Origin of the sequence: Streptomyces sp. NPDC090741, assembly GCF_044769045.1 — a bacterium.
In the GTDB taxonomy this organism is placed as follows: domain Bacteria; phylum Actinomycetota; class Actinomycetes; order Streptomycetales; family Streptomycetaceae; genus Streptomyces.
Map to the genome: position 1 here is coordinate 22,366 of NZ_JBIVXF010000021.1, position 21,309 is coordinate 43,674.

The window sequence follows — 21,309 nt, forward strand, 5'->3', positions numbered from 1 at the left end:
CTCCTCTCTCTCCTCCCGCGCCGCTCAGACCGCGACGAAGGACAGGGTCAGGTACTTGAGCTGGTGGCCCTCGTACTCGAAGTGGCGGTCGATCTCCAGGCTGCCGGTGAAGCGGAAGCCGTTCGCCTCGTAGAGCTCGGTGACGAGTTGCTCGGTGAGCCACCAGTTCAGCCGCCCGTCCGCGAGCGGATGCGGGGTGATCTCCCCGTCGGGGCTCAGGAACACGCTCACCACCCAGACCCCGCCCGGGCGCAGCATCTTGCGGCCGTGCTCCACCCAGGGGGCCCAGTCCTCGCGGCGCTGGTGGTGCAGACAGCCGTTGTCGACGAGTAGGTCGAGGCCCTCGGCCTGGAAGGCGAGGAAGTCGCCCTGGTGGAAGCGGATCGAACCGTGCGCGACCTGGGGGGTGTCCCACACGTCGAGCAGGTCGAGGCCGGTGACCTCGGCCTCCAGCCATTCGGCGAGGGAGGCCGTCTGCAGGCCGCGGCCGCAGCCGATGTCCAGGACCCGGGCCGGGCCGGAGCCCGGCGGGTGTTCGTCGGTGGGGGCGGCCGCGATCGCGAAGTGCGTGACGCGGTCGTTGGTGGTCGTCCCCGACCAGGAGTCCTTGCTGTTCTTGTACCACTGCTTGAACGAGTTGCGGACGACCTCGCGGTAGCCGCAGTAGTTCCGTTCCGCGTGCTCCGCGTCCGCGGCACTGTGGCCGTTGACGGTCAAGACGGGTGTGTCACGATCCTGCGGCATGCTCCCACTCCTCGATTGTTCCGCGGCTTGCGACGACCGCGACTGCGCTGCGCCCTCGCGGGCCTTGGTCGACCTCCGCCGAGGCGCTGAGCCAGGCGCCGGCGCCACTGCCGCAGACGGCGATGCCGTGTTCCCGGCGCAGGTGGCGCATGGCCTGCAGGGCCTGCGGATAGGCGACGGCGGTGAAACTGAAGAAGTCCTGCGGGAACGCGGCGATCAGGGGCTGGCGCAGGCCGTGGCCCAGTCCGCCCGTGCCGCTCATCCGGCGGGCGCCGTCGGGGGCGCGCTCGTCGCCGTAGACGGCCTCGGCGGGGAAGACGGCGAGGGGGCGGCAGTCCGGCCAGGCGCTGCCGAGGGCCATGGCGGTGCCGGCCAGGCTGCCGCCGGTGCCGACGGCCGCGGCCAGGGCGGCCGGTTCGACTCCGTAGCCGGAGAGCTGGCCGATGATCTCCGCGCCGGTGTGCTCGCGGTGCAGGGCGGCGCCCGCGGCCGCGCAGTGCTGGAGCAGCAGGTGCCGGTCCTCGCGTTCGGCGACGCGGACGGCCTCGTCCATCGCGCCGAGGAAGCCGGTGCCCTCGCGGGCCGTGGTGGTCTCGGCGCCCTGGCGGCGCAGTTGGTCCAGCAGCCGGTCGGAGGCCCCGTACGGGACCACCAGGTGCAGGTCCAGGCCCAGTTGTCCGCACAGCTCGGCCAGGGCGACGGCGAGGCTGCCGCCCGAGTACTCGGCGAGCCGCGGCCGGGGGGAGCCTGCCGAGGCCACGGCCGCGCACAACAGGGCGTACGCGGTACGGGACTTGACGGATCCGGAGGTGTTGGCGGCCTCCGTCTTGAGCCAGACCGTGCCCCGTCCCGCCCGGCTGGGCACCGGGACCAGCGGGGTGTCCCCGATGCCCGGGCGCAGGGCGGCGAGCCGGGGCAGCAGCCGGTGTGCTTCGGCCTCCAGCGGTGCGAAGGCGCGGGTGATGTCGGCCAGGGCCGGGGCCCGGTCGGCCAGGGCGCGGCGGATGTCGGCGAAGCCGGGGCCGGATCCGGGGCCGGTTGCTTCGGGGCGGGCGGCGAGGGCCGGCTCCGGCCCGGGGCGGACGGCGGTCGTCATGAGGGCCGCTCGCCGGTGGCGAGGCGGAACCCGACGGGGTACAGCGGCCCGGGGAAGGCGCCGTGGCGGCGCCGGGTGCGGGTCAGGTCGCCGAACCGGGAGAAGGAGCCGCCGCGGGCGATCCGGTAGCTGCCCATCGACTGCACCAGGTGGTCGGCCACGTAGGGGCCGTCCGGGTACGGGGCGTACTCGTCGGCGGTGAACTCCTCCACGTTGCCGCCCATGTCGTGGACGCCGTACGGGGAGCGGCCGGCCGGGAACGCGCCGACCGGGGTGGTGGTGTGCACGCCGGACTCGCGGGTGTTGGCCGCCTCCGGGTCGAACCCGCCGGGCCAGGGGTAGGGCAGTCCGTCGGGGCCCTTGGCGGCGTGCTCCCACTCGGCTTCGGTGGGCAGCCGCCAGGGGTGTCCGGTGCGCTCGGTGAGCCAGGCGGCGTAGGCGTCGGCGTGCTCGGGGCGGATCCCGGCCACCGGGTGGTTGGAGCGGTCCCACGGATAGGCGCCCAGGTACCAGGTGGTGGGGCGCTCCTCCAGGCCGGTGTCGGCCAGGAAGGCGCGGTACTCGCCGTTGGTCACGGGGTAGGTGGCGATCCAGAAGTCGGCGATCTCCACGGTGTGCTCGGGGCACTCCTTGAGGATCCAGGACTCCTCCACGCCCACGTGCGCCCAGGCGTTGGTGACGTAACCGGCCTCGTCCTCGGGGAGGCCGATACGGATCCGGCCGCCGGGCACGTGGCGGGTGCCGGGGCCCGCTCCGGTGGTGGGGGAGGGGATGCGGGGGTCGCCGAGCAGGCCGAGGACGTGGCCGGCGGCAAGGCGTTCGGCGGTCGGCAGGTCCGGGTCCTCGACGGCTGCGGCGAGCTGCTCGGGGGTGGCGGCGGGCAGCCGGGCGGGGTGCAGCCTGCCGGGGTCGGCGAGGCCGGCGTGCTCCTTGAAGTGCGGGGAGTTCGCGAGGTCTTCGAGTGAGAGCGTCATGCCGCGGCCTCCTGGAGCAGCGCGAGGGTGTGGCCGGCGAGTTCGGCCTTGGCGGACAGGTAGCGGGAGTTCTCCGCGGTGACGTACACGCCGGTGGGGATCACCTCGGTGATCTCGATGCCGTGCGCGCGCAGCTCCCGCACCTTGTCGGGGTTGTTCGTGAGCAGGCGGATCCGGGTCAGGCCGAGGGCGTGGAGCATCGCTGCGGCGGCCCCGTAGTCGCGCTCGTCGTCGCCGCGGCCGATCATGCGGTTGGCGGCGAAGGTGTCGTGGTCCTGCGACTGGAGGACGTAGGTGTCGAGCTTGTTGTAGAGCCCGATGCCCCGGCCTTCCTGGCGCAGGTAGAGCACGGCGCCGCCGTGGTCGGCGATGCGCTGGAGGGCCTCGTCGAGCTGGGGGCCGCAGTCGCATCGGGCCGAGCCGAGGACGTCGCCGGTCAGGCATTCGCTGTGCAGGCGCACCAGCGGCGGCGTGGTGTCGCCGGGGGCGGCGTGGACGAGGACCGCGAAGTGCTCGCCGGGGTCGGGGAGGTGGTGGAAGGTGATGAGGTCGGCGCTGCGGTCCCGGACGCGCGAGAGCGTGACGGGTACGCGGGCCCGGACGGCCGCCGGGATCGCTGCCGGGATCGCTGCCCGGACCGCCGCGGGGGCGGCTTCCGTGACGGCTTGCGGTACGTCGGCCGAGGTCGTCATGCGGCCACCTGCTTCCGGTCGGCGCTCAGCGCGATGTCGTCGATGTGGAGGGTGTGCTGGATGTGGGCGCCGTACGCGTCGACGGCGACGAAGACGATCCGGCCGTCCCATCCGGCCACGGCGACGCGCCCGTCGGCGAGCTGGAACATGCAGGACAGGCCCTGGGTGAACCCGGCGAGGACGCGGCCGGAGGCGAGGGTGCCCGCAGAGTCGGCCCAGTCGACCTGCCAGGAGTAGAGGTTGAAGTCGTAGGAGCCGGCGAGGACGGTGGGCCTCTGGATGTCGCCCAGCAGCGAGACGCACTTGACCGACTCGTCGGAGCCGAGCAGTGTCTGCGGCGCGCCGGTGCTCCAGCCGCCGTCCTCGGTACGGGTGACCCGGCCGACCTTGACGGTGTGGTCGCGCGAGGCGCTGGCGACGACGGAGCCGCCGGGGCCGTGGAGGCCGGCGACCGCGTTGACGAGGTTGCCGTGCTCCCACAGCTTGGTGCGCCCGTGCACGGCGCCCGCCTCGATGGTGCGGTCGGTGGCGGCGGACAGGAAGCCGCCGTCCGGGAACGGGGCCAGGGACTTCACCGAACCGCCGTGTGCCGGGACGCGCTCTTCGAGCCGGAGCGTGGCCGGGTCCAGGACGAGGAACTCGCCGTTGTAGGTGCCCGCGATCAGCCGGCCCCCGTCGACGGTGAGGGAGGGGATCGGCGCGCCGAGGCGCTCGCTGGAGGTGTGGGTGCCGTCGTAGCGGATGACGTGGCCGGAGTAGGTGCCCGCGTAGATCGTGTCGCCGTCGGTGGCGAGGGACAGGATCGGGCCGTCGGTGAGCTCGATCGGGGTGGCCCGCCGCTGGACGCCGTTCTCGACGCGGACGGCGAAGACGGTGCCGGAGTCCCCGCCGATGAGGAGCTCGTCGCCGCGCGCGGCCAGGGCGTTGGGGCCGTGGGTGGCGCGCTCGGGGCCGGACAGTTCGGCGGCCGTGGCCATGTCGTACAGGTGCGGGGCGTTGCGGAAGGAGCCCGCGGCGACCAGGCCCTGGGCGGCGGCGACGGAGCGCGGCCACACGCGGAGGTCGGCGACGGTGTGCCGGCGTTCGCCGGACCGGTCGAACCAGTGCAGGGAGCCGTCGTAGGCGCCGACGACGAACGCGGAGTCGTCCTCGGCCCAGTCGACGGCGCGGGCGGCGGAACTGGAGACCTCGACGGTCAGTACGTGGTCCAGCTCGCGGGTCAGCAGGTCGACGCGGCCGTCGTCGCGGGCCACGGCGAGGAGGTCGCCGGCCCGGGACCAGGCGCAGCCCTCGATGGAGGAGTCGTAGTGGCGTTTGCGCGCCGCGCCGGAGCCGGAGGCGGGGTCGCTGACGGCGACCAGGCCGTCCTCGCCGACCGTGGCGGCCAGGCCCTCGACGCTGACGGAGACCATCATGCAGTGCGCCTCGTGCGAGCCGACCTCGGTGAGGAAGGTGCCGTCGAGTACGGACCACAGGGTGGCGCGGCCGTCCTCGGAGACGCAGATCAGGCGCTCGCCGTCGGGCAGCCAGGCGACCGAGTTGATGTCGTCGGTGTGCCGGGCCAGGACGTTGACCAGCGTGGCCGGGCCCTCCTGGGGGACGCGCCAGATGCCGACCGTCTTGTCGGCGGAGGCCGTCGCGAGGAGGGTCGGGTCGGCGGGGTTCCAGGCCGAGGAGTTGACGAGGCGGCGGTGGCGCAGCGTCGCGGCCTCGGTGGGGTGGGCGGGGTCGGCGGTGTTCCAGACGATCACGGTTCCGTCGTAGGACGAGGTCGCGAGGCGGGAGCCGTCCGGGCTGAAGGCCACATGGGTGATCGGGGCCGAATGTCCGGTCCCCGATTTAGGGATGGAGATGGTGCGCACGCTGTCTCTGTCCTTTGCTTCGGTGCCCGGGAAGGCCGTTTACGGGGTGAATGGAGAGGTGGGTGTCCAGTTTCCTGTATGCACGCTAATTGTTGCCGCAAGGAACTGCGAAGCACTGTCCGGCAATGTGGTAAGTCGCCCGACCTGATGTATTCGAATTCTTTTGGTTGACATGTTTCCGCAGATCAGGGTGGGGGTCGGCGGTATCGGGGCGGGAGCGAAACGGGAACGGAACGGGAATGAAAAGGGAAGAGGTGATGGAGTGAGCGGGATTATGCGGCTGCCGCTTGCCCTGTAGTCCGCGTCCCTTGATGCTTCGATGAGAAGAGGACTCAAGGGGCTGAGCTCATGCATGTTGTTCTGTTGGAGACGGCATACGTCAGAGGCTTTGACGTCGTGGCGGACATGGCCGACGACGGGATCGAGGTCACCTTCGTCACGGAGCGCCTGGACGCCTACCGCGCCAATGCCGGGTTCGAGCTGCTCGAACGGGCGGCGCGGGTGGTGGAGGTGCCGGACCTGTCCGGCGGCCAGGACCTGGCCGCCCTGCTGCGGGGACGGCTCGGCCCCCATCCGGTCGACGGCGTGATCTGCCGCGACGAGAACCTCCTGCACGGCGCGGCGCGGTTCGCCCGCGAACTGGGCCTGCCCCACGAGTCACTGGAGGCGGCGCGGCTGCTCGGCGACAAGTCGGCCGTACGGGAACGGCTCGGGAAGGCCGGGATCGGCAGCCTGCGCTGGCGCCGGGCGGTCACCGAGGAGGAGGGACTGGCGGCGGTCGACGAGATCGGACTGCCGTGCGTGATCAAGCCGACGTCCGGCCGGTATTCGGTCGGGGTCACCGTGGCGTGGACCCGCGAGCAGGCCGCAGCCGGGCTGGCCGAGGTACTGGGGGTCCCGTACGGGAGCAGCGACGGGGACGGCGACAGGGACGGGAACGGCGACGGGGACGGTGGCGGGCGCCCCGTCGCGCTCGTCGAGGAGTACGCCGTCGGGCGTCACGTCAGCGCCGAACTGCTCGTCCAGGACGGACGCGTGGTCCTGTACGGATTCGCCGAGCGCATCCCGACGGCGCCCGGCACCACGGCCGAGCTCGGCGGGCACTTCCCGGCCCGCTTCCAGGGCATGGGCGCCGCACGGCGGTTCGTCCTGGACACCGTCGAGGCCCTCGGGGTCCGGGCGAGCGCGCTCCACGTGGAGCTGCTCGTCACGCCGACCGGCCCGGAGCTGATCGAGGTGAACGGCCGGATCGCCGGACACGTGGTGACCCGGCAGATGTCGCTGGCCCTGGACCGCTCGGTCGCCCACGACCTGGTCGCGCTCGCCACCGGTGCGCCGGTCGAGGACGCGGCCCCGCCGGTGACCACCGTGGCCCTGCACGCCCTGTGGAGTGCGGCCGACGGGATCGTGCGCGGCACGGTTCCCGCGTTCCGCGAGCTGCCGGCCGGGGTGGTCGACTGCGAGGTGACCGTCGGGCCCGGCGACCGGGTGCCGGCGCTGGGCACCAACCACGACCGGTTCGGGTACCTGATGGTGCGCGGAGCCGATGCGGCGACGGCCCGGCGGGTCGCCGCGCAGGCGGCCGCACTGGTACAGGAGTCGCTGCGCATCGAGCCGGTCGCCGCCGCGGAGCAGGAGCAGGAGCAGGAGCAGCAGCAGGAGCCGGGGCAGGAGCGGGAGCAGCCGGAGTCCGGTCCCGCGGGCGGCGAGCACGTGGTGCTGCTGCTGGACGGACGGGACCCGGTCGAGCGGATCGTGGGCGCGGCCGGGGCGGTGACCGCGCGGCTGACCGTACTGCGGCGTGACGAGCTCACCTTCGACGCGGTGCGCGCGCGGTTCCTGGCGGCGCACGAGCGCCGGCCGGTGGCCGCGGTCCTGTCCTGGTCGGGCGCGTACGAGCGCGAGGCGCGGGAATTGCGTGCGCTGGCCGCCGGAGCCGTCCGGGCCGGTGGGGCGGGGGGCGAGGAACTCGGTGAGCTCGACGGGCTGCTGGAGGAGCTCGCCTTCGTCAGCGACCCCGTGCACACCGTGCTGGCCCTCGCGGCCGGCGGGGGCCGGGTGGACGTACTCGCCTCGATCGACGAGAGCGGCGACCAGGCCGCCGAGGACGGCAGCTCCGAGCGGCGCCTGACCGCCGGCCCGGTGCCCGCGCGGCTGCGGGCACGCACCGAGGAGGCCGTGCGCGACGCCGGGATCGAGGGGCCCGCCCGGGTCGTGTTCGGGGCGCGCAACACGCGCCCCCTGGTCCTGCCCGGCTTCGACCGGCAGGTCCTCGACCTCTACGACGCCGCCCACCGGCGGAGCCTGGTGACGGTCGCCGCCGAGAGCGCCCTGGGCCGGCCGGTGCGCGTAGCCCTGCCCGACGCCGGGCGGATCGCGATCCAGCGCCACGTCCTGTCCGGGCCGGGCCGCTTCCGCGTGGTCGCCGCGACCGCCGCCGAGGAGCTGTACGACTGGCCCGAGCTGGCGTGCGTACGGACCCCGCTCGATCGCGAGGGCATCCACAGCGGGCCGGTCGTCCGGCTGGAGTACACCGTGGCGGCGCCGGACACCCTCCGCGCCGAACAGGCGGTGGCCCGGATCGAGCGCTCGCTGCTGTGGAGGACCGAGGCCGCCGACCGTACGCACGTCCTGCTGCTGGACCGGATCGGATCCCGGGTGTGGACCCGCGACGACGGCTCGCCGCTGCTGGACCCGGACCGCTTCCGGGTCAGTGTGCTGAGCTCGGCCGCGGGCAACACCACCGCGAGCGCCGCCGACTTCGCCGCCCGGACGGACGTGTTCGACCCGGACGGGGTACGGGCCCTCGCGGGCGCGGTGCACGCGCTGCACCCGGTGGACCGGGTCGCCACCGTCTCCGAACGGCTGCTGGAGCCGGCCGCGGAGCTGCGCGCCAGGCTGGGCGCGCCGGGCAGCGACCCGGCCACCGCACGCAAGTTCGTGGACAAGGCGGTGATGAAGCGCATCGCCCGCCGGGCGGGCATCCGTACCGCCGAGGGGCACCTCGTCCACACCCCGGAGGACGTCACCGACCTGTTCGCCCGGCACGGCCGGGTCGTGGTCAAGCCGCGGGACGGTTCGGGCTCGTTCGGGGTGTCGGTGCTCGCCGACGCCCGGCAGGTCGAGCGGTGGGTGCGGGAGGAGTTCAGCCCCGGCACCCACCTGTGCGAGGGGTTCGTGGCGGGCGACATGTGCCACATCGACGCCGTCCTCTACGAAGGCGACGTGATCTGGGACGTGTCCCGGTACGTGAGCGACACCCTGGCGGTCTCCCGGGTGGAGCCGCTGTCCTCCATCACGGTCGCCGACCCCGCCGTGCGCGCGGCCGCCCGCGAACTGCTCGGCCAGGTCGCGGGCGCCTGGCAGGTCTCCGCAGGGGTGCTCCACCTGGAGGCCTTCCTGGACGAGTCCGGGTTCACCTTCTGCGAGGTGGCCGGCCGCCCGGGCGGCGCGGGCGTCCGCGAGGCCTTCCTGGCCACCACCGGCATCGACCTCTTCCACGCCAAGATCCTCACCGACGTGGGACTCGACCCGCGGGCCGGCCGGGTCGCCCCGGTGGGCGCGTACGCGGGCTGGACCGTGCACTTCACGGTCGGCGGGATGCTGCTGGACTTCGACGATTCGGCGGTCGCGCAGGACGCGTACTACCGCAACGTGCCGTACCGGATCGGGGACGTGGTCCCCGTGCAGCCGTTCTCGGGTACGGGCGCCAGCACGCACGTCTTCGCCCACGACTCGCACGAGGAGGTCCGGCGCCTGGTCGCGCGCGCCGAGCGCGAGGTGCGCCTGGTGATCGGTCTGGAGCCGAGGCCGGGGTCCGCGGGGGCCGGGCGGTGATACTCGGCATCCTCGGCAGCGCCTCCGCGGACTCGGTCTCGCGCCGGGTCCTGGAGGTGGCCGCCCAGCGGATCAGGGAGGCCGGGGCGGCGTACGAACTCCTCGACCTGAGCGTGGAGTTCCCCGGCCGCCACCGGATCGACGACTACGACGACCCGCCCCCGTACAGCCAGACGGCGGCGATCCGCGCCCGGATCGCCGGGGCGAGCGGCGTCGTCTTCGCCACGCCGGTCTACCACGGCTCGTACAGCGGGCTGCTCAAGAACGCCCTGGACCACCTCACCGGCGACGCGCTGGCCGACCGGCCCGTGGGGCTGATCGCCGCGGGCGGCGGTCCGCGTGGCGCGGGGACGGCCTGCGACCAGATGCGGTCGGTGGTCCGGGCGATGGGCGGCTGGGCCGTGCCGACCCATGTGGCCTCCGCCCGCAGCGACTTCACGCCGGGGCGCCCGCTGGAGGAGCTGCACATCCGGATGGACCGCCTGGTGGACGAACTGCTCTCGTTCCGCTCCGCCCGCCGCATCCCGGCACCCCTCGTCAGCCACTGACCCCGACTCCACCGACCCCCGACTCCACCGACCCCGAAGCCACCGACCCCACTCCAGCGAAGCGAAGCCCGTCACCTGAAAGGACGTGCCATGCCCCCCCGCTCCGCCCGCCCGTCCGCCGGCACCGAGGACCAGCCGCACCTGCTGCTGATCTCGGGCATCGGCGGCCACCCGCCCGCCGCGGCGCTCGACTCCCTCTCCCGGCTCAGCCCGGCGGTCTCCGTCGTCCACATCGCGGCCTGGGGCGACCCGGAACCGGTGCGCGCCGACTGGGCCGCGCGCGGACTGCGCGGAGAGTTCCTGACCGCGGCCGACCTCGACGACGCGGTGGCCGTCGGCCTCGCCCTCCACGGGCGGTACGCGCTGTCGGGGGTCGTCACCTACTCGGAACTGCTGCTGCGCCCGCAGGCCGAGCTGGCCGAACGCCTCGGGCTGCCGGGCAACGCGCCGGAGGCGGTGACCGTCGCCCAGTCCAAGTCCCGGCAGCGGCAGGTCTTCGCCGAACACGGCGTGCCCTCCCCGCGGTTCGCGGAGATACGGGAGGAGGCGGATCTGGCGGAGGCGGCTCGCGGCATCGGCCTGCCGGCCGTCTTCAAACCCTCGCTCGGCGCCGGCAGCCAGAGCGTGCGGCTGGTCCGCACGTACGAGGAGCTCCTGGAGGCATACCGCGACGGCCGGGCCACCGTCTCGGCCTTCCTGCAGAGCGAGGACGTCTTCCTGCTGGAGGAGCGCCTCGAACTGGAGGCGGACGGAGACAGCGGCTGGGCGGCGTACTGCAGTGTCGAATCTCTGCTGGCGGCCGGCGAGCGGCACCACCTGGCCGTCTCCGACCGGCTGGAGCTGCGCCACGGCTACGCCGAGGAGGGCGCGTCGATGCCGTCGAGGCTCGACCCCGCCGTCCAGGCGGCCGCCGTCGACTGCGCGGACCGGGCGATCCGGGCCATCGGGCTGACCACCGGGGCCGTGCACACCGAGATCGCGCTGACCCCGCAGGGGCCGCGCGTCATCGAGGTCAACGCCCGTGCGGGCGGACCGATGCCGGTCATGTTCGAGGTCTGCGCCCGGTACGACTACGCCGAGCAGATCGGCCGCAGCGCGCTGGGCCTCGCGCCGGACACCGTGCCGGAGTTCACGCGGACGGCGCTGATGAGGATGGTGCCGATCCCGGCGGGCGAGTGGCTGGTGGCCGCGCAGACCCCGGTGGCGGAACTGATGGCGGCCTTCCCCGAACTGGCCTACGTGAAGCCGCGGTTCGGGCCGGGCCAGACGGCGAGCCGGAGCCGGACCCTGCACCTGGCGACGTTCATGCTCGGCGCGCCCACGCCCGGCCGGGCCCTGGAACTCGCCGACCGCATCGAGCGGGCCCTCGGCATCGAACTCGTGGAGGCCGGGGCGCAGTCCGAGACCGCCCTGGCCCGGGCCACCTAGCCGTGGACGGACCCACCCACCCCCGCCCGACTCCGCAATCCCGCCTACTCATGACGTGGGGATCGCTCCGATGAAGAAACGCATCTACGCCACTGGACTCTCCGACGCCGTCGGACTCGGAATGTACCTTTCCCTGTCCGTCCTCTTCTTCCACGAGGCCGTGGACCTGCCCAACGCCGAGATCGGGCTGGTCCTCGGCATCGCCGGCATCACCTCGCTGCTGGGTGCCATGCCCATCGCGCGGGCCGCCGAGCGCTTCGGCACCCGTACCGTGCTGACCGTCCTGTTCCTGGTCCGCGCAGCCGCCTTCCTGGCGCTGGCCACAGCCTCCTCCTTCATCGCGGCCCTGCTCGCCTCGGCGGTCGCCGGGGTGCTGAGCCGGGGCATCAGCCCGCTGATCGAATCGGGCCTGATCGCCCGGGCCGGCAACGAGGAGGCGGTCGGAGCGCTCGCCCGGCTCCGGTCGCTGCGCAACGCCGGCATGGCCGCGGGCGCGCTGCCCTCCGGGGCGGCCATCGCGATCGGAGAGGCCTGGGCCTACCGGGCGGTGATGGTGCTCTCCGCCGTCCTGTTCATCGGCTGCGCCGTCGTCTGCCGCAGCTTCGCCGACGGCGGGAGCCCGGCCGGGGCCGCGCAGGGCGGCCCCTCACGCGGCAGCGTCCTGCGCGACCGGGCCTTCCTCCGCATCACCGTCCTGTACGGGGCCCTGACCATGTCGGCGCTCGTCCTCGGCCTCGGCGTGCCGCTGTGGGTGGTCCAGCAGACGCAGGCCCCCGCCTGGACCGTGACCCTGGTCCAGGTCCTCAACACCGCCGTCGTCGTCGCGCTCCAGGTCCGGATCAGCAAGGGGTCCGAGGACTTCGCCACCGCGCGCAGGATGATGCGGCGCGGCGGGCTGCTGTCGGCTCTGGCAGCGGGGGTCGTACCGCTGACGACGTTCGGCGGTGCGAGCACGAACCTGGCCCTGGTGGTCGCAGCCGCGCTGCTCTTCTCCCTCGGGGAGCTCTACATCATCTCCGGCACCACCGGCGTCGCCCTGCTGCACATCCCCGAGGGCCGCAAGACCGGCTACCTCGCCGCCTTCAACCTCGGGTTCGCCGTCACCACCGTGGTCGGGCCCCCTCTCATCACCGGTTCCGTCGGCTGGGGCGGCTGGGCCTGGCTGGGCTGGGCGGTCTACTTCTCCGCCGTCGCCCTGGCCGCGATGCGCGTCCCGCAGCCGGCCCCGGCCGCCGGGAAGGCGCCGCAGACCGCGGGAACCCCCGCGTGAGGCCGGTCGAGGGAGCATGGGAGCGGGCCCCGAACATTCCGCTCTGCGCGGCGTACCGTCATCCTCGGACGACACGCCTCAGCCCGTCTGCCGCGGCGGCCGGTTCGCCGACGGAGTGCCGGACGAACTCTCCGCCCGAGTGCGCCCAGCGGCGTGGTCGGCGCCGATCGCGACGCTGTGGGCGGCCGAGGAGAGCGTGAGGTGGCGGTGCCAGCCCTTGAAGGAGCGGCCGGCGAAATCGCGCAGACCGGCCCGCTCGCCGGTGTCGGCGCTGTCGAAGGCCGTCCGCCGGCTGAGCTTGGCCAGCCGCATCAGCCCGTCGAGCGAGGTGGTGGTGAGATCCGTGAGCCACAACTCGCTGGGCGGGCCGTTGCGGTTGGTCCACTCGCCCATCAGCATCCACTGCTGCGGACCGGAGGGCGAGCGGCGCGGCTGCGGCAGCTCGACGCGTATGCCCGCGACCAGGGTGCTGCGCACGACGGGCGTCCCCGAGGAGGGGTCCAGCCATTCGACGGGCCGGCGCAGTCCGCGTACGTGCTGGAGCATGTCCGACACCGGTATGGGGCCGGCGCCGTAACCGGGCATCGCCGTGTCGGCGACCCGCAGCTGGTCCATGGCCCGCATCCGGGCCATGACGGGAACGCCCGCGGCGTGGAAGCGGCTCAGCACGGCGCTGCTGACGAAGTCACGGGAGGGCAGCACCACCGGGCGGCGCTCCACCCCGCCCCAGGCGAGGACCTCCAGGGCGGAAGCCGTGGCGCACTCGCCCGGCGACTCCTCGTCCACCCAGTCCGGGATGTCGGCCCGGCGGCGCTTCTCCTCGTCCTGGAGCCAGGAAGGGGAGAGGTACAGCCGCCAGTTGACCGGGGCGCTCATCGCCTCCGAGGCCATCCACAGGCCGAAGGAGTGCTGGCCGTGCACGGAGTGCCCCAGTTCCGGGACGAACCGGCGGTCTATGCCCGCCGACTGCTCGCCGGCCTTCTGGATCGGCATGGACTGGACGACCCAGGCCTTGGGCTGGACCATCTGCTCCGCGTACCGGGCGAGCGCCGCGCGCATCGGGGCCCAGTTCCAGGTGGATTCGCTGATGAAGTGGTGCAGCGACTGCTCGGTGCCCGCTCCGCCGACGACTCCGGCCATGTTGCGGATCGACTTGCGTCCGTCCGCGTAGAGCAGTCCCCGCAGGTACTGCTCGCCGCGGGCGCGCTGGTCGCTGCGGCGCAGCGACATGAACAGCTGCGGTGCCAGCTCCGAGATCATCGCTTCGACGATCTGGGCTCTGTGGTCGGCCGTCGTGGTCGACGGCAGGGCGGGTGGGGAGAGGGGGGCCTGTGCCGGAGGGGTGGCTACAGGTGCTTGGTAGGCGCTGTGCGCGGCGGCAGGCCGGGTGCCGGAATGGTTCGCCGCGCGCCGCACGGTCCGCCGGCTGGCGCCGAGGCCGAAAGTCTTCATCGCTGCTCCTGAGTCCGAGTCAGGAGGCAACTGTCGGAGGTGTCGTTCCCGCTTCGTTCCCGCTTCGCTACCGCTTCCCCCCGTAAGCTCTTAGGATCCTGCTGAAGGCTCTTCAGCAGGGGGCATTGAGGGGGATGGGGCAAGGAGGCCATGGCTAATTCGGTGGAAAGCCAGGTGCGTTTCAACATTCTCGGACCGCTTGAAGGGTGGACAGCAGGAGAGCGGTTAAAGCTCGGCGGTCAAATTTACGAACGAGTTCTTGCCACCCTTCTGCTCGAACCGGGAAATATTGTCCCGGTTGTCCGTCTTGTGGAGGCGGTGTGGGATGAGGAACCACCGGTAACCGCTTCCCATCAGGTGCGCAAGGCGGTCGCCGACCTGCGGCGTCGGATCCCGGGGGGCGGGAAGCTGATCGTCACGGACGGTCCCGGCTACTGCGTGCAGGTGACGGGCGATCAGCTCGATCTCCTCGAATTCAACGGGCACATACAGCAGGCCCGGCACGCCGCCGCCTCGGACCTGCCCCAGGAGGCGGCCGACCAACTGCGCGCCGCCCTCGCCCTGTGGCGCGGCCCTGTGATGTCCGGCGCCGGCGGCTCGGTGGTCGAGGCCGCGGGGGCGGTACTGGAAGAACGCCGGCTGGGGGCGGCCGAGCAGCTCTTCGAACTGCGCCTGGCCCTGGGGGAGGCCGGGGAGCTCATCGGAGACCTGCGCACCCTCATTGCACAGCACCCGCTGCGGGAGTCGCTGCGCGGACACCTGATCCTGGCGCTGTACCGCTCCGGGCGGCAGGCCGAGGCGCTCACCGAGTACGCCAAGGTCCGCGAACTGCTCGTCGAGGAACTGGGCATAGACCCCAGCGCGCAGCTCACCAAGATGTACGAGGACATCCTGCGCGCCTCCCCCGAACTCGCGGGCCCGGCCGCCCGGCCGGTACCGGTGGCCGGGCCGCCCACGTCCCGGTCCCCGGCACCGGCCGCGGAGTCCGGACGGTCCGCGCCGTCCGGCGCCGGGAGCGGCCGCTTCCCGACCCTCGCCTCGCTGCACGGCGCTCCCTGCACCCTGCCGCCCGGCGTCCCCGACTTCACCGGTCGCGAGCGCGAGCTGGCCGAGGTGCTGGAGGCGTGCCGGCAGGACGCGGGGGAAGGCCCGCGCGTCGTCGCGATCGACGGCATGGGCGGCTGCGGCAAGACCTCGCTGGCCGTGCGCGCCGCGTACCAGCTGGCCGAGGAGTACCCGGACGGCCAGCTCTACGTCGACCTGCGCGGTTTCACCCCCAGCGAGAAGCCGCAGCGGCCGGCCGCCACCCTCGTCGGCCTGCTGCGCACCCTCGGGGTGTCCGCCGACAGCATCCCCGACGACGAGGCGGGCCTGATCGGGCTGTGGCGGGCCACCCTCACGGGCCGGCGCCTGCTGTTCCTGTTCGACAACGCCCTGGACGCCGGTCAGGTGCTGCCCCTGCTCCCGTCCTCGACGGAGTGCCTGGTGCTGGTCACCAGCCGGGCCAGGCTGCTCGATCTGGACGGCGCGGACTGGATCTCGCTGGGGGTGATGGAGCCGGAGGAGAGCCGGGTGATGCTCGCCGAGCTCCTCGGCGACAACAGGGTGGCCCGGGAGCCCGAGGCCGCCGCCGAACTCGCCGAACTCTGCGGCCACCTGCCGCTGGCCCTGCGGCTGGCGGTGGCCCGGCTGCGCAACCGCCCCCGCTGGACCGTCCGCTACCTGGTCGAACGGCTGGAGGACGAGACCCGCCGGCTGGACGAGCTGAGCGCGGGCGAGCGGAGCGTCGCGGCCACCCTCAGCCTCTCGTACAAGGCGCTGGAGGAGGAACTCCAGGCCGCCTTCTGCCTGCTGGGCCTGCACCCTGGCGCGGAGGTCGACGTCTACTCGGCGGCGGCCCTGCTGGAGACCGGCGTCCGGGACGCGGAGGACATGCTGGAGGACCTCCTCGACATGCACCTGCTGGTGCAGAACGACCCGGGGATGTACGCCTTCCACGATCTGGTGCGGACGTACGCGCTCTCGCTCGGCGAGGGGAGGAGCGGGCGCGAGGCCAGGGAGGCCAACGGCCGGCTGCTCGGCTACTACACGGCGGCGACGGAGGCCGCGTGCACCCTGCTGTTCCCCAGCCGCCGCAGCATGGACGTGGATGCGCCCGGCACACCGTACGCGCTTCCACCGATGCGCCGCGAGGACCGCACCCTGGAGTGGTTCGACCGGGAGGCCGCGGGCATCCAGACCCTCCTGGCCCGGGGCGGCCACGAGGAGCGCCCGCAGCTGGTCTTCGCCCTGGCCCGCAACGCGTCCTTCCACCTGAACCTCCGGGGACGGTTCGTGGAGTTCGAGGCGGTGTGCCGGGCGGGCCTCATCGCCACGCGCAGCATGGGCGATCCCTTGCTCATCTGCCAGACCCTCAACAACCTCGGGGTGGCGTGCTGGAAGCTGGGTCAGCTCACCGAGGCCGTGGCGGCCGCGGAGGAAGCGCTGGACTGGGCCAGAAAGGCCGGGGGTCCGGACGACGAGACGGTCGCCCTCGGACTGCTGGGGATCGCGCACTACGCGCTGGGGAACCTGTCGAGCTCGTACGACTACACGACGCAGGCCGTGGGGGAGCTCAAGGAGGGGGACCGCACCAAACTTCCGCAGCAGCAGGCGGAGGACCTCAACAACGTCGGCACGGTCTGTCTGGCGCTCGGCCGGTACGAGGAGGCGGTCGAGGCCGCGCGACAGGCGATCGAGATGTGCCGTGCCTTCCGGTTCCCGGAGCAGGAGGCCTTGGCCTGGACGACTCTGGCCCTGGCGTACTGCGGCACGTGCGCGTTCGAGGAAGCGGAGTCCAGCCTCTCGCGGGCGCTGAACACGGGCTCTTCCTGCCCGGAAGAGGTTCTCGTACTCGTCTGCGCGGTCTCTTCGGACCTTTGCGACCGGCGCGGCGACACGCGGCGGTCGCAGGAGCAGGAGGCCACGGCGCTGGAGCTGCTCACCTCGACGATCTCACCGCAGCGGCGCTCCAGGGTGGACAACATCCTGGCGCTCAAGCACGGCCGCAACGGCCGGTACGAAGAGGCGCTGCGCCTGCACGAGCGCGCGTTCGCGTGTGCCGAGGGCATGGGCTACCGGGTCGAGATGGCCCACGCACTGGATGGGATGGCGGCTGCGGCCGGGCAACTGGGCCTGCCGGCCGCTGCCCAGTACCGGGAGCGGGCCGACATGCTCTTCGAGGCCATGGGGGTGCCGCCCGAGGGGCGGCGCACCCTCTGACCGGAGCGCGGTTGCGCGGCGGTACGGCAAAAGCAGTGGGCCCCGTCCGTTTCGGACGGGGCCCACTGCTTGCGCGGGGGGTGGATCAGACGCCAGTGGGGGTCGCCGGGGGCGTGGTCGGGGGCGTCGCCGGGGCGACGCCCGGACCCTTGGTGTCGGCGAGTACGGAGTGACCCTTGGTGCCGTTGGCCTGGTGGTCCTGCTCGACCGCCGCACCCAGGCCCAGGGTGAGGACGAGGGCGAAGATACCGACCAGACCAGCGAGCTTGCCGCGCATTTCGTACCCCTTGTTTGTTTGGAAATCCCGTGTCGCTTTCGACATGACAGAGATTCGCAACGGGGCTTCCTGCTCCAGTCCCTCTCCGTTCCCGCTCAAGCGGGTGGTGGTATGGGAACGGAACGGGAACGGGCAGTCTAACGAGAAAACCGGGGGGCTATCCGGTATTTCTTTGGCCGGATATCGTCGTTCGAATATCGGTGGATTGCCGCTCAGGAAAGGGAGAGTCGCAGTTCCGCTTCGAGTCGTCCCAGATCCCGCGCATGGCCGTGGGCCGCGATATGACCGTCCGGCCGGATCAGGTAGTACCCGCCGGAGCGACATCCGGCCTGCGCGGCGGCGTCGCGGCGCCGGACCGTCACTTGCCGCAACAGTGGCCATTGCGCCACGATGTGGCCCAATTCCTCCTCCCAGGCCCTGTTCCCGTCCGGGACGACCACCAGGTTCCAGCCGTGCGGATCCGCGGCCGGTCCTGAGATCCCGTAAGCGAGTCCCAGTCGGCGCGGGAAGACCGCGCCGACCTCCAGCGCGCCGGGAAGCGAGCGCCGTACGCGGCAGCCCGTCCAGCCCGAGGGCTGCTGGGTGTCGCGGGTCACCGGGTACGACAGCCGGCGGCCGGCCATCACCGGCGCGTAGAACTCCGAGACGATCCCGGTCCGGTCGAGGAGCCGGAACGCCGCGTCGCGCGCCGCCACCGTGGCCTTGGACTTGAACAGCCAGGCCCTGGTCTGGAAGTCGGTGTCGCGCACGAGCTGGCGGGTGACCTCCGCCCGCTCCTCGCCGTAGGAGGCGAGCAGCGAGGAGGGGGACTCGCCCCGGATCACCGAGGCCAGCTTCCAGGCGAGGTTGTGCGCGTCCTGGAGGCCGTTGTTCATGCCCTGCCCGCCGGCCGGGCTGTGCACGTGGGCGGCGTCGCCGGCCAGGAAGACCCGGCCGCGCTGGAACTCGCTCGCCCGCCGGGCGTGAACCCGGAACACGGCCTTCCAAACCGCCTCCTTGATCCGTACGCCGCGCGGCCCGCGCTCGTCGATGACGGCCTGCATCATCGCGGTGTCGACCTCGCCGCCGCCCTGGGGCATCACCGACAGGAACCGGAAGATCCCGCCCGGGATGGGCACGATCACCAGCGCGCCGTTCGCGGACTGGTAGAAGTGGCACTCGTCCGGAGGTAGGTACCCATCGATGCGTGCATCGATGAGCGCGAAGGCCATCTCGTACGTCGATCCCTCGAATCCGACGCCGAGCTGGCCCCGGACGGCGCTGCCGGCGCCGTCGGCGCCGACGACGAACGGCACCCGCAGCCGCTGCAGCCCCTCGGGGGTCTCCAGCACCGCCGTGACGCCGTCGGTGGCCTCGATCCGGCCGGAGTAGTCCAGCCCGTCCAGGGCGAGCAGCCGCACCCCGCGCTCGATCTTGCCGCCGAGTGCCTGCAGCCGCTCGGTGAGCAGCCGCTCGGTGACGTGCTGGGGCAGGGTGCGGCACGCCAGGTCGTCGGAGAACCCGAAGGAGGCCAGCGGGCGCCGTTCGGAGAAGTAGCTCAGCGTGTTGATCCGTACGGACTCCTCGTCGACCACGCCGCCCAGACCGGTGTCCTCCAGGATGTCGAGGGCGCGCGGCCAGACGGACAGGGCCTTGGGGGTCAGCATGGGTTCGACGGCACGGTCGATCACGCGGACCCGGATGCCGCGCCGCAGCAGTTCGACGGCGGTCAGCAGGCCGGTGGGGCCGGCCCCGACCACCAGGACGTCCAGGTCGGACGCCCCGGCGGCGGCGGGTACCGCTTCGCCCTCTCTCGTGGGCCGGCTCTCGCCGGCTATCAGGTCAGCCATGGCCTCTGGGACTCTCTCAGTCGGTGCGGACGCCGGTGGTGGTGGAGTTCTCCGGCTCGGTGGGCAGTCGGTCGAGGCTGATGCCGAAGTGGGTCTTGTACGCGGTGATGACCTCGGCGTCGTCCTGGAGGACGGTCTTCGAGCGCTGGTCGCCGTCGACGACGTTCAGGTGGCGGCCCTTGAGGGTGACCAGGCCGGTCTCGGTGCGGATGGAGCAGAACAGCGCCTGCATGAAGGAGGAGTCGGGCGCCGTGCGGTACCACCACAGCGAGGGGCCGTAGTCCTCGATGCGGACCGGGGTCTCGACCACCTGGTACAGCGGGCGGCCGCCGAGCCACAGGTCCACGGTGCCCGGCTGCCCCTCGACGTCCTTGAGCTGGTACTCGCCGTGCGGGTCGCTCTGGACCTCGCGGTCGGTGAAGTCGAGCGGGAAGCGGCTGTTGCGGCCGAAGCCGGTGTCGACGAGGTACACCTTGTCGCCGATGGCGACCTTCAGGGCGAGGTGGCCGAGCAACGGGCCGAGGCCCTCCGGCCGGTGCACGCGGCCCGGCAGGATGTCGACCTCGTAGCCCAGGGCCTCCAGCACGAAGCCGAGCGCCGGGTTGACCTCGTAGCAGCCGCCGCCGCGGTGGTCGATCGCCACCTTGTCGACGGAGCGCTGATCCATGTGGATCTCGCGGCCTTCGAGGTGGTAGTCGAGGTTCTCGAACGGCACGGACAGCACGGCGCGTTCGGCCAGGTGCCGCAGTCCGGCGAGGTCGGGCTGCGCGGGGCGGCTCGCGCCGATCCGGGTGAGGTAGGCGTCGACCCGGGCGTCGTCGATCGGGGTTGCGTCCAGCATGGAATCTCCTTGAAGGGTGTCGCCCCCCGGGGAGCGGGGAGGGCAGGGAGGGAGGGGTCCGCGGGAGGGTTACCAGCGGACGAGCGACAGACCCAGGGCCATGCCGCCGCCGAAGCCCGCGAGCAGGACCAGGTCGCCGTCGGCCAGCCGGCCGGAGCGGGCCGCGCGGTCGAGGGTGATCGGGACTGAGGCGGCGCCGGTGTTGCCGTACCTCTCGTACGTCGTCCAGGTGCGGTCGGTGCCCACTCCGATTTCCTCGGAGAGGTCTTTCAGCATGTGTCCGTTGGCCTGGTGCGGAACGAAATGCGCGATGTCCGCGGTGGTGAGGCCGCGTTCCGAAAGGAATGCGTGGATGGCGGGCGGGACGTTCGCGGCGACGAAATCGCGGACGCCCCGGCCGTTCATGGTGAAGTACTGAAGTCCCTCGGCGAGGGTTTCGGCGGTGGTCGGAATACGGCTGCCGCCGCCGGGGACCTCGATCAGATGGCGGTCGGCCGCGAAACTGGCCAGCCGGTTCGCGAGGATGCCGCGGCCTTCCCCGGCCGCCGGGCCGAGGACGACGGCGCCGGCGCCGTCACCGAACAGGATCGTGGTGCGCCGGTCCTCGCGGTTGAGGATCCGGGAGTACACGTCGGCGCCGATGACCAGGGCGTAGCCCTCGCCGGTGGCGGCGGCGAGCATGCCCTGCGCCGTGGTCAGGGCGAACAGGAAGCCCGTGCAGACGCCGTTGACGTCGAAGGCGGCGGTGCCCTGGTCCGCGCCGAGCTCGGCGGCGACCACGGCCGCCGTCGGCGGCTGGGGCTGGTCGGGGGTGGAGGTCGCCACCACGATGAACGACAGCTGCCGGGCGCGGATTCCGGCACTTTCCAGTGCCGCCCGCCCCGCGATCACCGCGAGATCGGATGTTGCTTCATCGGGCTTCGCCCAACGCCGCTCGCGTATTCCCGTCTTGCCGAGTATCCATTCGTGATCAACTCCGGCCGGCGCTCCGACTTCTTCGTTGGAAACGACATGAGCCGGTACGTACGACCCCGTACCGAGCACGCCCACCGAAAAAGCATTGCGCGCACCGTGATTTCCCGTCGTGATCATTTCTACGACTCCTCAACACTGCGTGAAACTCATGGTTCCGTCCCGGGGAAATGCCGACAACGGCGTCCGTGGGACCTTGTCAGGTACGGGGTCGCGGGGGGGTCCG

The 21,309-nt window shown here is 72.6% G+C and carries 15 protein-coding genes; 5 read left to right on the forward strand and 10 right to left on the reverse strand.

Going from position 1 to position 21,309, the window contains the following annotated elements; translation table 11 throughout:
- Positions 1-24: 24 nt before the first annotated feature.
- From ACIQU4_RS37685 to ACIQU4_RS37705, 5 genes are read right to left on the reverse strand one after another with little or no spacing between them, the layout of a single operon-like run.
- On the reverse strand, positions 25-744 hold the full coding sequence (locus tag ACIQU4_RS37685) for a class I SAM-dependent methyltransferase (protein ID WP_403740901.1): 720 nt from the start codon (positions 742-744) through the stop codon (positions 25-27).
- A complete protein-coding gene (locus ACIQU4_RS37690) occupies positions 728-1,840 on the reverse strand; it encodes a pyridoxal-phosphate dependent enzyme (RefSeq protein WP_403740903.1) in 1,113 nt (370 codons plus the stop codon). Before ACIQU4_RS37690 ends, ACIQU4_RS37685 begins: the two co-directional genes overlap by 17 nt.
- Entirely contained in the window at positions 1,837-2,814 is a 978-nt protein-coding gene (locus ACIQU4_RS37695; RefSeq protein ID WP_403740906.1) for a formylglycine-generating enzyme family protein, read from the reverse strand. Before ACIQU4_RS37695 ends, ACIQU4_RS37690 begins: the two co-directional genes overlap by 4 nt.
- Positions 2,811-3,506, reverse strand: coding sequence for a GTP cyclohydrolase II (ribA, locus tag ACIQU4_RS37700; protein WP_403740909.1), 696 nt, complete (start codon positions 3,504-3,506; stop codon positions 2,811-2,813). The genes ACIQU4_RS37695 and ribA overlap by 4 nt, the downstream gene beginning before the upstream one ends.
- A complete protein-coding gene (locus ACIQU4_RS37705; protein WP_403740911.1) occupies positions 3,503-5,368 on the reverse strand; it encodes a WD40 repeat domain-containing protein in 1,866 nt (621 codons plus the stop codon). Before ACIQU4_RS37705 ends, ribA begins: the two co-directional genes overlap by 4 nt.
- Positions 5,369-5,716: 348 nt before the next feature.
- Here ACIQU4_RS37705 and ACIQU4_RS37710 point away from each other — a divergent pair, with 348 nt between their 5' ends.
- From ACIQU4_RS37710 to ACIQU4_RS37725, 4 genes are all read left to right on the forward strand, one after another.
- Positions 5,717-9,205 carry an ATP-grasp domain-containing protein gene (locus ACIQU4_RS37710; protein ID WP_403740914.1) on the forward strand — a complete coding sequence of 1,163 codons (3,489 nt, stop codon included), beginning with the start codon at positions 5,717-5,719 and terminating at the stop codon, positions 9,203-9,205.
- Positions 9,202-9,753, forward strand: a complete 552-nt coding sequence (locus tag ACIQU4_RS37715) for an NADPH-dependent FMN reductase (protein WP_403740916.1) — start codon at positions 9,202-9,204, stop codon at positions 9,751-9,753. Before ACIQU4_RS37710 ends, ACIQU4_RS37715 begins: the two co-directional genes overlap by 4 nt.
- A gap of 90 nt (positions 9,754-9,843) precedes the next feature.
- A complete protein-coding gene (locus tag ACIQU4_RS37720; protein WP_403740918.1) occupies positions 9,844-11,181 on the forward strand; it encodes an acetyl-CoA carboxylase biotin carboxylase subunit family protein in 1,338 nt (445 codons plus the stop codon).
- Positions 11,182-11,251: 70 nt separating this feature from the next.
- On the forward strand, positions 11,252-12,451 hold the full coding sequence (locus ACIQU4_RS37725) for an MFS transporter (RefSeq protein ID WP_403740923.1): 1,200 nt from the start codon (positions 11,252-11,254) through the stop codon (positions 12,449-12,451).
- A gap of 78 nt (positions 12,452-12,529) precedes the next feature.
- On the opposite strand, the gene ACIQU4_RS37730 is transcribed toward ACIQU4_RS37725, so the two are convergent.
- Positions 12,530-13,903: an IS701 family transposase gene (locus ACIQU4_RS37730; protein ID WP_403740926.1), complete on the reverse strand. Its 1,374-nt coding sequence runs from the start codon at positions 13,901-13,903 to the stop codon at positions 12,530-12,532.
- Positions 13,904-14,260: 357 nt separating this feature from the next.
- On the opposite strand from ACIQU4_RS37730, the gene ACIQU4_RS37735 reads away from it, so the two are divergent.
- The gene (locus ACIQU4_RS37735; protein WP_403740929.1) at positions 14,261-17,164 is read left to right on the forward strand and encodes a BTAD domain-containing putative transcriptional regulator; all 2,904 of its coding nucleotides are present in this window, start codon (positions 14,261-14,263) and stop codon (positions 17,162-17,164) included.
- Positions 17,165-17,249: 85 nt separating this feature from the next.
- Here ACIQU4_RS37735 and ACIQU4_RS37740 read toward each other — a convergent pair whose 3' ends face one another.
- The 4 genes from ACIQU4_RS37740 to ACIQU4_RS37755 all read right to left on the reverse strand — a co-directional run bounded on the left by ACIQU4_RS37740 (position 17,250) and on the right by ACIQU4_RS37755 (position 21,203).
- The gene (locus tag ACIQU4_RS37740) at positions 17,250-17,441 is read right to left on the reverse strand and encodes a hypothetical protein (protein ID WP_403740932.1); all 192 of its coding nucleotides are present in this window, start codon (positions 17,439-17,441) and stop codon (positions 17,250-17,252) included.
- 212 nt (positions 17,442-17,653) lie between these two features.
- Positions 17,654-19,270 carry an FAD-dependent monooxygenase gene (locus ACIQU4_RS37745; RefSeq protein ID WP_403740936.1) on the reverse strand — a complete coding sequence of 539 codons (1,617 nt, stop codon included), beginning with the start codon at positions 19,268-19,270 and terminating at the stop codon, positions 17,654-17,656.
- 16 nt (positions 19,271-19,286) lie between these two features.
- Positions 19,287-20,111: an arylamine N-acetyltransferase gene (locus ACIQU4_RS37750; protein WP_403740939.1), complete on the reverse strand. Its 825-nt coding sequence runs from the start codon at positions 20,109-20,111 to the stop codon at positions 19,287-19,289.
- Positions 20,112-20,180: 69 nt separating this feature from the next.
- Positions 20,181-21,203, reverse strand: a complete 1,023-nt coding sequence (locus ACIQU4_RS37755) for a 3-oxoacyl-ACP synthase III family protein (protein ID WP_403740941.1) — start codon at positions 21,201-21,203, stop codon at positions 20,181-20,183.
- Between the last annotated feature and the right edge of the window lie 106 nt (positions 21,204-21,309).